The sequence below is a fragment of the Sphaerisporangium sp. NPDC004334 genome (genome assembly GCF_053602655.1).
The window spans coordinates 77,889-89,492 of sequence record NZ_JBSGDZ010000021.1 but is presented as its reverse complement, the minus strand read 5'-3'; the positions used below and the strand labels follow the sequence as shown (position 1 = coordinate 89,492).

Genomic DNA, 11,604 nt, shown 5'->3' with positions numbered 1-11,604 from the left:
CACCCATGCCGCGGGCGTGGGTCCCGCGGCGCGGAGGTGAACATCGATGGGAGCTCGGCGCCTGGGCGTCCTGCCGGCCGGGATCGGGGTGACCGCGATCCTGGCCGGGGCGGCCGCGGCGGCTGTGGTGATGAACTCCGGCGCCGGCGCGGCGTCGCCGTCCGCGTCACCGGCGAGGAGCACGGCCGAGATCACGCGTGGTGACCTGGTGGACACCTCCTCGGTGGACGGGACGCTGACCTACGCCGGCGAGCGGAAGGTCTACGCGGGCGCGCCCGGCACCGTGACGGCCGTCGCCGCCGAGGGGAGCACCGTCACCCGCGGCCACGCGCTGCTCAAGGTGGACCGCAGGCCGCTCGTGCTGATGTACGGGCGGGTCCCGGTCTACCGGACGATGCGGCGTGGCGTGAGCGACGGGCCCGACGTCCGCCAGCTGGAGTCCAACCTCAGGGCTCTGGGCTACGGGGACGACATGACCGTGGACGAGGAGTTCACCTACGCCACCGACCAGGCCGTACGGGAGTGGCAGGAGGACCGCGGGCTCCCGGAGACCGGCGCGGTGGACGCGGCCCAGGTCGTGTTCCTGGACGGGCCCGTGCGGGTCTCCTCGGCCGAGGTGGAGGTCGGAGACGCCGTGGGGCCGGGCAGGCGGGCGCTCGCCGTCACCTCCACCCGCCGCACCGTCCACGTGGACCTCGACACCGACTACCAGTCGATGGCCAGGAAGGGGGCGGCCGTGACCGTCGAGCTGCCCGGGGGGCGCCGGGTCAAGGGCACGATCTCCGAGGTGGGCACGGTGGCCCGGTCCAGCGGCCAGGAAGGCGATCCGGGAGGTGGTGACGGGGCCACCATCGACGTCGACATCACGCTGAAGTCGGCCAAGAAGGTCGGCCGGCTCGACCAGGCCCCGGTCACCGTGGACATGGAGAGCGAGCGGGTGAGGGACGTGCTGTCGGTGCCGGTCGAGTCGCTGCTCGCCCTGGCCGAGGGCGGCTTCGGCGTCGAGGTCGTCGAGGGCGCGTCCTCCCGCTACGTCGCGGTGGAGACCGGGGCCTACGGCGGCGGACGGGTCGAGATCACCGGTCCCGGGCTGGCCGCCGGCATGAAGGTCGGGGTGCCGGAGCAGTGAGCGCCATCGTCCGGCTCACCGACGTGCGCAAGGTCTACGGCGGGCACGTGGAGGCCCTGCGCGGGGTGAGCCTGGTCATCGAGGAGGGCGAGCTGCTGGCCATCGTCGGCCCGTCCGGGTCGGGCAAGTCCACGCTCCTCCACATGATCGGCACCCTGGACCGGCCCACCTCGGGAAGCGTCCGCATCGCCGGCCACGAGATCGCCGAGCTGTCGGACCGGGAACTGTCCGCGCTGCGCGCCCGCCGCCTGGGGTTCGTCTTCCAGCAGTTCCACCTGGCGCCCGGCACCACCGCGCTGGACAACGTGGCCGACGGCTCCCTCTACAGCGGACGCCCGCTGCGCGAGCGGCGCGAGCGGGCCGCCGCCGCCCTGGAACGGGTGGGACTCGGGCACCGGCTCGCGCACAAGCCCCACCAGCTCTCCGGCGGGGAGCAGCAGCGGGTCGCCGTCGCGCGTGCCGTCGTCGGAGACCCGCCCCTGCTGCTCGCCGACGAGCCCACCGGGAACCTGGACTCGGCGGCGGGCGCCGAGGTGCTGGAGGTGCTGCGCACCCTGCACGCCTCCGGCACCACGGTCGCGATCATCACCCACGACGCGGACGTCGCCGACCGGACGCCCCGGAGGGTACGCGTCCGGGACGGCCTCATCGCCGCCGACGACGGCCCACCGCCGATGCGACCGGCCCGTACCGGCACCGGCGTCGGCGACGATCCCCCGATGAGCGGCCCGGCCACCCCGCGGGAGACCGAAGGGAGCACCCGATGAACGGCGCGACCGCGGGAGTTCGAGGGGAGCGCCTGACGGGCGGCGTGACCGATATGACCGCATGGCGGGACTTCGAGGGGGACCTCCGATGAGCAGCGGGACGACCGCCGTCAGGGCCGGCGGACGCGGAGAGCGGCTGGCGCCGTCGAGGCTCGCACCTCGTGACGTGCTGCGGGTGGGCGCCGCCGGGCTGCGCACCCGGCCGGCCCGGGTGGTGCTGTCGGCGCTCGGCATCGCGATCGGCATCGCCACCATGGTCGCCGTCATCGGCATCTCCGCCTCCTCGCGCGAGCAACTCCTGCGCGAACTGGACCGCCTCGGCACCAACCTGCTGACCGTGGCGCCCGGCCAGACCATGTTCGGCGACGACGCCAAGCTGCCGAAGCAAGCGCTGGACATGGTCCGCCGCATCGGCCCGGTCACCAGGGCCGGCGCCACCGGGCGGCTGGACGCGACCGTCCGCAGGACCGACCGCATCCCCGAAGCCGTCACCGGCGGCATCGCCGTGCAGGCGGCGGACGAGGGCCTGACCGCCACGCTGGAGGGCGCCGTCCGGCAGGGCACCTGGCTGAACGCCGCCATCGGGCGCGAGCCCGCCGTCGTGCTCGGCTCGGTCGCCGCGCGCCGGCTCGGCATCGAGCGCGTCGGAGTGCCGGTCTGGATCGCGGGCCGCTGGTTCACGGTGGTCGGGATCCTGGACGCGATGCCGCTGGCGCCGGAGATCGAACGCTCGGCCCTCCTGGGCTGGGCCGCCGCCGAACGCTACGTGGGCTTCGACGGGTACCCGACCACGATCTACGAGCGCTCGCCGGACGAAACGGTGGAGGCGGTGCGCGGGGTCCTGCCGCGAACCGTCAACCCCGAGAGTCCCGACGAGGTGCAGGTCAGCCGGCCGTCCGACGCCCTCGCGGCCAAGGCGGCGGCCTCGGGCGCGTTCACGAACCTCCTGCTCGGCCTCGGCGCGGTGGCGCTGCTGGTGGGCGGGGTCGGGGTGGCCAACACCATGGTCATCTCGGTCCTGGAGCGCCGCAGGGAGATCGGCCTGCGCCGGTCGCTCGGCGCGACGCGCGGCCAGGTACGGCTCCAGTTCCTCACCGAGTCCCTGCTGCTGTCGGTGCTCGGCGGGGTGGCGGGCACGGCGCTCGGAGCGGCGGCCACGACGGCGTACGCCATGGCCAAGGGCTGGCCGGCGGTGGTTCCCGCCTGGGCGATGGGCGGGGCACTGCTCGCGACCCTGCTTATTGGCACCCTGGCCGGCATCTACCCGGCGATGCGCGCCGCCCGCCTCGCCCCCACCATCGCCCTGGCCGCCACGTGAAGGCCCTGCCGCTTCCGCCCTGAACAGCATGTGATCGGCCGGGGAGCCGTCACCGGGGGCACGGAAAAGGTGTCAAACGGCTGACGAGGGTAGACGCGCAACGGGTAGGCATGAAGGTGAGCCTTCATCGTCCCGCGTGACCAATCCGGTCAGGATGCGGCGACCTGGAAGCGGGGCGCGCACGCCGGACCGGCCGCCGTGCCGAACGTGAGGGGAAGCATCGTGACGCAGAAGTTCTCTCTGGTGGCCATGGCCCGTCAGCAGCTCGACAAGGCCGTCGAATCGTCCGGCGGGCACGCGGCCGACACCGTCGTGGGCGGGCACGAACGCGTCCTGCGGCAGACGGTCATGGCGTTCGCCAAGGGTTCGGAGCAGAGCGAGCACGAGGCCAACGGCGAGGCCACGATCTTCGTGCTGCTCGGACGGGTGCGCGTGATCGCCGGCGAGGTCTCCTGGGAGGCCCTGGCCGGCGACCTGATCATCGTCCCCGACACCCGCCACCGCCTGGAGGCCCTGGAGGACTCCGCCCTCCTCCTCACCGTAGCCATGCCCCGCTGACCACCGGCCCCCGAATCCCGCCGGCCACCTCGCGATGGACGGCCCGGCGGGCACGGGGTGCCGTCGCCGCCGCTCCGGGAAATGGTGCCTTCGGCGTGCCCTTTTCGCGGCGGTCCTCGTCTGCTGTGCCGCGAGGCCGGAATCCCGGAACGAGACTCCCGCGGAGCCCTTACCAGCCATCGGGCGCGAACCACCATCGCCACCCAACTACTCAACGCACGCGAACCGCTGTCTCTAGCTGACCTGCATTACAGGAATGCCTTACTCAGCGGGGTTCATGATCTCGGTGATCCGGAGAAATCCGTCGGCGCCGTGGCCACGCCCGATGGCGCGGCGCGCCAAGCCTTCGGCCGCACGCATCACGCCCGCATCGATGCCATGTGCCTCGGAGGTGTGGACGATATGGGCCATGGACGACACCGCCGAGGTGATCGGGTTGCCCTCGCCGGAAAACCGCCCGCTGTCCACTTCCTCCGCGGCCTGCTCGAAGATCGGCGGGAGGATCGCGCCGATGCCCTTGGCGAACGGTGCCAACTCCCGCGCGGTGACGCCTTCTGCCCTCGCCACGGCCAGGGCGTGCGCATAACCAGCCATCGCGGTCCAGAAGATGTCGAGCAATGCGATGTCGAAGGCAGCCGCCCGGCCGACTTCCTCACCAAGGTGGGTGTGGGTGCCACCCAGAGCGTCCAGCACCGGCCGGTGCTCCCGGTAGATCTCCTCGGGGCCACTGTGGAGGAACACCGCGGCGGGCGTTCCGATGGTCGTGGTCGGAGTCATGATCGCACCGTCCAGGTACCCGATGCCGTGCTCGGCCGCCCAGGCCGCAGTGTCCCGGGCCCGGTAGGGGGTGTCAGCGGTCAGGTTCACGACCGTGCGCCCCTTGAGCGCGTCGGTGACCGCACCGCGCCGCACAATGCCGTCCACCGCGTCGTAGTTCACCACGCAGACCACGGTCAACCTGCTCGCAATGACCGCCTCCTCGGGCGATGAAGCGCCGACAGCGCCCCGCTCGACCAACTCCCGATCCCTGCCAGGCGTCCGGTTCCAGACCGTGGTCCGCAGGCTGGCATCCAAGAAGGCGCCGGCCAGGGCCCGGCCCATCGGCCCCAGGCCGAGCACGGTGACGGCAGACTGTTCAGTGTGCGAGGTCATGCCTCAACTCCTCGACAATCAGTGAACGGTGATGAATGGGGATGACGATGACGCGCAGCCGCGCCCAGGACCCGAACGTGTGCGGAGTGACCGCCGCGATCGCCGTGATCGACGGCAAGTGGAAGACGATATTGCTCTGGCTCCTGGAATCCGGTCCGCATCGCCCCGGCGAGCTACGCCGGCGGCTGCCGGGCCTCACCGAGAAGGTGCTGACTCAGACGCTGCGGGAGATGGAGACCGACGGGCTGGTCCACCGGGAGGTGCACGAAGTACGGCCGCTGAAGACCGTATATTCGCTGACCTCGTTCGGCCGTGAACTCTCCGAAGCGCTGGCACCGCTTTCCGATTGGGGCCATCGCCGCCTGGAGAAGCTGGCCGAGTCGTCCGAAGCAGTTTCCTGAAACACCGCCAACCTCCCCATCTCATCTAGATGTGAGCGCCCTTCGGCCCGCACGACCAAGCTTCAGGCCGCCCCGGCCCGGTCGACAAGTACCCACAAAAAAGTGGCTACCCAAGGTAGCGCCGGGTACCGGTATGACTACGGCTGCCCAGACGACTCCTGGTGGTGCCCGGCGACGGTCGCCGGACGACTCGCGGGCGGCGGCACGATGGCGCCCCAGGCGTGGCGCCGCTTCGTGCCGCCGCCGAGATGCGACGGCGAACGGGGTGGAATTCGCCGCCGCACCGGTTCGTGGCCGGTCGGCGGTGAAACCGATCCGGATGTCAAGCGAGCCGATATGGCGGCTTGTATATGCGGTGCTATTTCGTTGCTCACCTACGTCATGAACAGCGTGATCGCTCAGTTCATGTGCCGGTCAACGAGCGCGTAAGTGAATCAGGCGGCGGTGAGGAAAGCATGCTTCTAATCCGACGCAGAAGATTTCGCCTCCGCTCACAGCTCTTCCCTGCCAGGCCCAGCGTTCTATGAATCGCCCGGTACGCATTTTTTTCGGTGAGGCTTCCGGTGACCGCCCGAGCCGCGTATCCGGCGGTTCGACGTAAGGCGCTCTCGCCGCCGTCCGGCGACGCCCGCACCCAGGGGAGGATCGCGGAGGCGGCCCTGTCGCGCTCGTACTCCACCTGGAACCACACGGTCCGGCTAGTCGCATCCTGACGCACTCCCCAGCGAGCGGCGAGGACCTGCACGATTTGAAGACCCCGCCCACCTTCGCCTGAGTCGTCGCCGCGTACGTGCGGAACCCCTGAGCCGCCCGTGTCCACCACGTCAACGTGAATGAAGTCGTAGCAGTCGGCGAGCGCCAGAGTGACTCTTCCGCCGTGCCGGGAATCCGAATGGACCACCGAGTTGGTGACCACTTCGGAAACCAGGAGCGTCAAGGTGTCCAGCGCCGTGTGGCCTTCGCCTACTCGCTCCCGTACGAACTTACGGGCCGTCCTGGCAGACCTGGGGTCGCCGGCCAGTTCGATGACGCCTAATAGTCTTCCTGTCCGCATTGCGCTCGCCTTTTCGTCCGATCCAGGACTGCGCGTCTTTCAGACTTCGCCCTATCAGAGTGGCGGCAGAGAGTTACGATCGAGAGCGATTGACGCTTACATAGTTTCACATCTTCCGTGAGCTGCCCTGTGAGCGCAGAAATATGTCGGAAATCGCCACAGAAAGGAGTAGGTTGTCCCCCACGAAGGACGTAGACCCGGGTGAGTCCCCCCGCGCCGTCTTCGCCTGCGAACTGCGGCGGTACCGTGAGGCGGCCAGGCTTTCTCAACGGGCGCTGGCGTCTCGCATGGGCTTCTCGGACTCGTTGGTAGCCATGGTCGAAACCCTCAGACGCCCGCCGACCGACGACTTCGCCCGCGCATGCGACCGAGCCCTCGGCCTGGACGGCATCATGTTCGGCCTCTACATCGCCACGACATGGAACCGTGCGCCTGCACACCTCAGGCCCTGGCTCGAACAAGAGGAAGAGGCCGAAGTGCTTCGCAGTTGGGAGCCCATCCTGATCCCCGGGCTCCTGCAAACCGAGGCATACGCGCACGCGATGTTCTCGGCGGCTCCTGGCCTCACCCCTCAGGAGGTGGGGGAACGGCTTGCCAGCCGGATGCAGCGGCAATCGATCCTGCAGAGGGACAGGCCTCCGGCGACGAGCTTCATCATGGATGAGGCCGTGATTCGACGTTGCGTAGGCAGCACGGAAGTTCTACGGGAACAGCTACGGTTCCTGCTGGAGGTCGCACAGCAGCCCAAGGTCACCATACAGATCGTGCCCTACGACGCAGGAGAGCACTGCGGGCTGGCCGGGGGGTTCATCATCGCCGAGCGGAACGGATCCCCCTATGCGGCCTACACGGACGCGCAGCCGAATGGGCGAACGATAGAAGACCGGCAGGTCATCGTGGAGCTGACAGCTAGATATGACGCGGTGCGCGCTGAGGCTCTACCGTTCAAACAGTCACTCCGCCTCATACAGGAAGTGGTGAACCAAAGTGGGTGACCTTTGGGGCGCACAATGGCGCAAGAGCACCTACAGCACAGACAACGGCAACTGTGTCGAGGTCGCGTCGAACGTGCCGGGGATCATCGCGGTGCGGGACAGCAAGAGCGCGGCGTCCGGAGCCCTCGTCCTGCCGCCGGCCGAGTGGTCCACGTTCCTGGGCGCGCTCAAGACCGGGGAAATGATCGCCTGACACCCGCGGCCGCGCACGAGAGGAAGGAGCCCTGGCCCACCCGGCAGGGCTCCTTTCGCATCCGCGCACACCCCCAACCTCAGCGTTGGTCTCACCCCGGCTGCCAGGTCAAAGACGCAGAAGTTCTCTCTGGTGGCCATGGCCCGTCAGCAGCTCGACAAGGCCGTCGAGTCGACCGGCGGGCACGAACGCGTCCTGCGGCAGACGGTCATGGCGTTCGCCAAGGGTTCGGAGCAGAGCGAGCACGAGGCCAACGGCGAGGCCGCCATCGCCGTGCCCCGCTGACCGGACGATCGCCAAGGGGGTCGTGGAGGCTTCCAGGTCCGGTGTGTCGTCCTGCCATCGTTCTCCCGCACAGCGGGCACGCGCCGGGTACCTGTACGTAGCCTGACCTTTATGAGCGCAGAGCCGGTCCATCACGAGGATCCGCACGACCCCGAGGTGATACTGCGGGATCTGCCCCAGCGGGAGCGCGAGGAATTCCTGCGGCAATACCAGGCGGCGGTCGACGCCGCGCACCAGCCTTCCGGCTACCGGGAGCTGCAGCGCTTGTTGCGACACTGGAGTCTGGCGGTGGTGGCCACGAGCCGGTCAGGCTATTACGAGGAGCTGGGGGCCGTGAAGAACGGCACGGCCCGCACCGTGCCGGTCGAGGCCGCCATCTCCGGCTGGGAGGAGCGCGTCGACGCGGCGCGGGCCGCGCGGCGGTGATCTATCGCGTCTAGTTGAGCGCGAGGGCTCTCGGTCAGCTCGGAGGTTTTCCTCCACGGGTGATGGACGCGCTTATTGAGGCACTGTCGTGGGTGGTCGAGTAGTCGGCTGACCCGCTCCGCACGTTTCCCACGAGCGATCCCTACGTCCGGCGGGCCGAGTTCGGCGCGGTCGGCTTGGTGACCTACCGCATCGACGACGGCGCGTTGTTGGTCGCCGTGGCGGACGTGACCTGGGCCGGATGACTTGCGTCAGCTCTCCGCTGGAGATGGGCCGTCATGGTGCCGGAGTTGCGTCGCCTCCACGATCTCCCTGTTCTTGTGAGCCTCTGCCATGATCTTGCGGTAGCGGGTCGAAAGATCATGCTCGCCGCTTTCTCCGAGGCCGACCCAGGGGAATCGTCGCCGGACGGACTCGTAGTCGATCGGCTCCTCGTCGATCATGTCTCCAGCATAGACAGGCTGTCCACAGCAGTTGGTGCGCACTTCGTTGCCAACATTCTCAGCATGGAGTCGGCATCTCGGCACTTTGCGTCGAACCGGTGGGTCCGCCGATGCGCACGACTTTGCGTGGTCAGCCGTACCAGGCGTCGAGTATGAGGCCCTCGCGGGTGCGCAGGAGGACGTGCGTCTGGGTGACGGTGGGGTCCGTCGTGATGACGACCGCGCCGATCTGTTCGACGACGGTGTCGCCGGCCGGCGTGCCGAGGCGGCTCCACCACCATCGGCCGACCCCCATGACCGACCAGGCCTCGCCGTCACCGTCGCCGTCGGTCGCCAGGGCCACCGGCGCATAGTCCTGACCGGCGTGCGGCTGGACGACACCGGCGCCGAGGCCGATGTTCGGCCTCTGCCCGTCCGAGGGCATGCCCGCGTCCTCCCAGCGGGGCGTGGCGGCGTCGGTCACGTACGCGTACATGTGCCCGTCGACGCCGTCGATGATGAAACGTAGGTCGACACGACCGGCTTGCCCGGGCTCTGTACGGCGACCGGGCCGATTCATCAGGTCAGTGAGCCCGGCATCCTGCCCAGATCGGTCCATGTCGAGCCTTTGAGGTCCCAGACGCAACGCCACAGGTGGGAGTCGGCGCAGAGCGCGTATATGTGCAGGGCCTCGGCGCCGGTCGACGGGTCCGCCACGATGACCGCGTCGATCATCTTCGGGAGTATGGACGCCTCCGGGCGGTCCAAGAAGGTCCATACCCAGCTCAGGCCCAGGGGGTTCCACCAGTTCACCCACACCCGGCCGTACTTGTCCAGAACGGCGGCGAACGGCAGGGTCCCCTGTGAGGGCGAGGGCGTGATGGTCCCCGCGCCGACGCGGCAGGCGGCGCGCTGGAGGGGGGTGCGGGGCGGCGTGCCCTGGTCGGTCCAGACCCATTTGGTCCCGGTCCACCAGTTGCACCACAGGTGATCACCCGCCCGGACGAACACCTAGGGGCGGGTCCCGTCACCAGGGCCGTCGTTCAGGGCCGCCACGCCCACGCCTTCGTCGAAGACGCCGCTCTGATCGGTCCACTCCAGTCGAGCGGGGACGACTGGGAGATCATCCAGAGGTTCCCCTTCGTGCCTCTCACGAACGCCATGGGCGAGGGAGACATGGCGAGGTCGGGGTTGCGCACCCTTATCGCGCCGACCCCCTCGGTGATTCCGCCCTCGGGCGGCGTGCCCGTCCCCGTCCAGTGCCACGTCCGGGGGATCGGTGCGCCGACCTCAGGGTCCTCCGGCGGCATCTGGGCGATTCGCAGGTCCCTGCTGGCTTCCATGGCTTTCCTTCCTTCCTGGTGGACTCCCAGAGTGTGCGTCGCGCCGATTGCCGAACCGTCAACACGCGATATGCGACATGTAGGGGACATGGCAGGGACGGTGCGACGGGAAGCGGCGGCCCGCTCGCACGGCACGGCTCGGGCCGGGCGGCCGGTGCGTCCGCGAGGAGCCGGGCGAGGCGGGGTTGGTAGGGTTCTCGGAAGGTTGTCAGGTGTGCCGGGAAGTCTGGTCGGCGATGCAGTTGGAGTTGTCGCAGGCTTCCGGGAGGTGCGCTGGTGATCGCGATCGCGGCCGTCGTCGTGTTCGTCGCCGTCTATGGGCTGATCGCGACCGAGCGCATCCATCGCACGGCCGCCGCGCTCGGCGGCGCCGGGCTGATGTTGCTGATCCACGCGGTGGACGGCCGGTCGGCGTTCTTCTCCGAGCGTTCGGGCATCGACTGGAACGTCATCTTCCTGCTGCTCGGCATGATGATCATCGTCGGCGTGCTCAAGCAGACCGGCGTGTTCGAGTACGTCGCGATCTGGGCGGCCAAGCGGGCCAAGGGCAGGCCGTTCCGGCTGATGGTCATGCTGATCGTGCTCACGGCGCTGGCGTCGGCGCTGCTGGACAACGTCACCACCGTGCTGCTGATCGCTCCGGTCACCTTCCTGGTGTGCGACCGGCTGGCCCTGCCGGTGGCGCCGTTCCTGATCGCCGAGGTGATGGCGTCAAACATCGGCGGCACCGCGACGCTGGTGGGCGACCCGCCCAACATCATCATCGCCAGCCGGGCCGGGTTCACCTTCAACGACTTCCTGGTGCACCTGGCGCCGTTCATCGTCGTGGTGCTGGTGGTCTTCGTCGGTCTGTGCAGGTGGCTGTTCCGGGCGGCGTTCGTGTACGACCCGGCGCGGGCGCTGCAGATCATGAAGCTGAACGAGCGCGAGGCCATCGCGGACCACCGCCTGCTGGCGCAGAGCCTCGCGGTGCTCGCCGTGGTGATCGCCGCGTTCGTCCTGCACCCGGTGCTGCACTACGAGCCCGCGGTCGTCGCGCTGCTCGGCGCCGGCCTGCTCGTCGCCGCGACCAGGGTGACGGTGGAGGAGGCGATCCGCGACGTCGAGTGGGCCACGCTGGTGTTCTTCATGGGCCTGTTCGTCATGGTGGGCGCCCTGGTGGAGACCGGCGTCATCGGCCAGGTGTCGCAGGCGGCGGCCTCGGCGACCGAGGGGAGGCTGCTGCCGGCCACGATGGGGCTGCTGGGCGGGTCGGCCGTGCTGTCGGCGATCGTGGACAACATTCCCTATGTCGCCACGATGAGCCCGATCGTCGCCGACCTGGCCCACGCGAGCGGGCCGTCCGGCGACGTGCTGTGGTGGGCGCTCGCCCTGGGCGCCGACCTGGGCGGCAACGCGACGGCGGTGGGCGCGTCGGCCAACGTGGTCGTGCTCGGCATCGCCGCCCGCAACGGCGTCCGCATCAGCTTCTGGGAGTTCACCAAGTACGGCCTGGTGGTCACGGTGGTGACCGTGGGGCTGGCGGCCCCGTACCTGTGGTTGCGCTATCTCGCCGGTTAGG

At 69.4% G+C, this 11,604-nt stretch carries 17 protein-coding genes; 11 read left to right on the top strand and 6 right to left on the bottom strand.

Features of this window, described 5'->3' with window-relative positions:
* The first annotated feature begins 46 nt into the window (after positions 1-46).
* The 4 genes from ACWEN6_RS27050 to ACWEN6_RS27035 all read left to right on the top strand — a co-directional run bounded on the left by ACWEN6_RS27050 (position 47) and on the right by ACWEN6_RS27035 (position 3,772).
* On the top strand, positions 47-1,129 hold the full coding sequence (locus tag ACWEN6_RS27050) for a peptidoglycan-binding protein (protein ID WP_452573945.1): 1,083 nt from the start codon (positions 47-49) through the stop codon (positions 1,127-1,129).
* The gene (locus tag ACWEN6_RS27045) at positions 1,126-1,896 is read left to right on the top strand and encodes an ABC transporter ATP-binding protein (RefSeq protein WP_452573943.1); all 771 of its coding nucleotides are present in this window, start codon (positions 1,126-1,128) and stop codon (positions 1,894-1,896) included. The genes ACWEN6_RS27050 and ACWEN6_RS27045 overlap by 4 nt, the downstream gene beginning before the upstream one ends.
* A gap of 88 nt (positions 1,897-1,984) precedes the next feature.
* Positions 1,985-3,214: an ABC transporter permease gene (locus ACWEN6_RS27040; RefSeq protein WP_452573941.1), complete on the top strand. Its 1,230-nt coding sequence runs from the start codon at positions 1,985-1,987 to the stop codon at positions 3,212-3,214.
* A gap of 222 nt (positions 3,215-3,436) precedes the next feature.
* A complete protein-coding gene (locus ACWEN6_RS27035) occupies positions 3,437-3,772 on the top strand; it encodes a cupin domain-containing protein (protein WP_354922420.1) in 336 nt (111 codons plus the stop codon).
* A gap of 261 nt (positions 3,773-4,033) precedes the next feature.
* Here the strand turns inward: ACWEN6_RS27035 and ACWEN6_RS27030 are convergent, their stop codons facing one another.
* Positions 4,034-4,924, bottom strand: coding sequence for an NAD(P)-dependent oxidoreductase (locus ACWEN6_RS27030; RefSeq protein WP_452573939.1), 891 nt, complete (start codon positions 4,922-4,924; stop codon positions 4,034-4,036).
* 41 nt (positions 4,925-4,965) lie between these two features.
* Between ACWEN6_RS27030 and ACWEN6_RS27025 the strand changes: the two genes are divergently transcribed.
* Positions 4,966-5,325: a winged helix-turn-helix transcriptional regulator gene (locus ACWEN6_RS27025; protein WP_452573937.1), complete on the top strand. Its 360-nt coding sequence runs from the start codon at positions 4,966-4,968 to the stop codon at positions 5,323-5,325.
* 403 nt (positions 5,326-5,728) lie between these two features.
* Here the strand turns inward: ACWEN6_RS27025 and ACWEN6_RS27020 are convergent, their stop codons facing one another.
* The gene (locus tag ACWEN6_RS27020) at positions 5,729-6,379 is read right to left on the bottom strand and encodes an ATP-binding protein (protein WP_452573935.1); all 651 of its coding nucleotides are present in this window, start codon (positions 6,377-6,379) and stop codon (positions 5,729-5,731) included.
* A 143-nt stretch (positions 6,380-6,522) separates the two neighbouring features.
* Here ACWEN6_RS27020 and ACWEN6_RS27015 point away from each other — a divergent pair, with 143 nt between their 5' ends.
* The 5 genes from ACWEN6_RS27015 to ACWEN6_RS26995 all read left to right on the top strand — a co-directional run bounded on the left by ACWEN6_RS27015 (position 6,523) and on the right by ACWEN6_RS26995 (position 8,382).
* Positions 6,523-7,374 (top strand): helix-turn-helix domain-containing protein, encoded by an 852-nt coding sequence (locus ACWEN6_RS27015; protein ID WP_452573934.1) that lies wholly within the window; start codon positions 6,523-6,525, stop codon positions 7,372-7,374.
* Positions 7,367-7,567: a DUF397 domain-containing protein gene (locus ACWEN6_RS27010; RefSeq protein ID WP_452573932.1), complete on the top strand. Its 201-nt coding sequence runs from the start codon at positions 7,367-7,369 to the stop codon at positions 7,565-7,567. The genes ACWEN6_RS27015 and ACWEN6_RS27010 overlap by 8 nt, the downstream gene beginning before the upstream one ends.
* A gap of 132 nt (positions 7,568-7,699) precedes the next feature.
* Positions 7,700-7,852 (top strand): hypothetical protein, encoded by a 153-nt coding sequence (locus ACWEN6_RS27005; RefSeq protein WP_452573931.1) that lies wholly within the window; start codon positions 7,700-7,702, stop codon positions 7,850-7,852.
* Positions 7,853-7,963: 111 nt separating this feature from the next.
* Positions 7,964-8,278, top strand: coding sequence for a DUF6247 family protein (locus ACWEN6_RS27000; protein ID WP_452573929.1), 315 nt, complete (start codon positions 7,964-7,966; stop codon positions 8,276-8,278).
* A 14-nt stretch (positions 8,279-8,292) separates the two neighbouring features.
* A complete protein-coding gene (locus ACWEN6_RS26995) occupies positions 8,293-8,382 on the top strand; it encodes a hypothetical protein (RefSeq protein ID WP_452573927.1) in 90 nt (29 codons plus the stop codon).
* A gap of 147 nt (positions 8,383-8,529) precedes the next feature.
* Here ACWEN6_RS26995 and ACWEN6_RS26990 read toward each other — a convergent pair whose 3' ends face one another.
* The 4 genes from ACWEN6_RS26990 to ACWEN6_RS26975 form a co-directional block, all read right to left on the bottom strand.
* Positions 8,530-8,721 (bottom strand): hypothetical protein, encoded by a 192-nt coding sequence (locus ACWEN6_RS26990; protein WP_452573925.1) that lies wholly within the window; start codon positions 8,719-8,721, stop codon positions 8,530-8,532.
* A gap of 130 nt (positions 8,722-8,851) precedes the next feature.
* Positions 8,852-9,280, bottom strand: a complete 429-nt coding sequence (locus ACWEN6_RS26985) for a hypothetical protein (protein WP_452573923.1) — start codon at positions 9,278-9,280, stop codon at positions 8,852-8,854.
* Positions 9,280-9,711 carry a hypothetical protein gene (locus tag ACWEN6_RS26980; RefSeq protein WP_452573921.1) on the bottom strand — a complete coding sequence of 144 codons (432 nt, stop codon included), beginning with the start codon at positions 9,709-9,711 and terminating at the stop codon, positions 9,280-9,282. Before ACWEN6_RS26980 ends, ACWEN6_RS26985 begins: the two co-directional genes overlap by 1 nt.
* Positions 9,712-9,743: 32 nt before the next feature.
* The gene (locus tag ACWEN6_RS26975) at positions 9,744-10,043 is read right to left on the bottom strand and encodes a hypothetical protein (protein ID WP_452573919.1); all 300 of its coding nucleotides are present in this window, start codon (positions 10,041-10,043) and stop codon (positions 9,744-9,746) included.
* Positions 10,044-10,319: 276 nt separating this feature from the next.
* Between ACWEN6_RS26975 and ACWEN6_RS26970 the strand changes: the two genes are divergently transcribed.
* A complete protein-coding gene (locus ACWEN6_RS26970; protein ID WP_452573917.1) occupies positions 10,320-11,603 on the top strand; it encodes an ArsB/NhaD family transporter in 1,284 nt (427 codons plus the stop codon).
* Position 11,604: the final 1 nt, after the last annotated feature.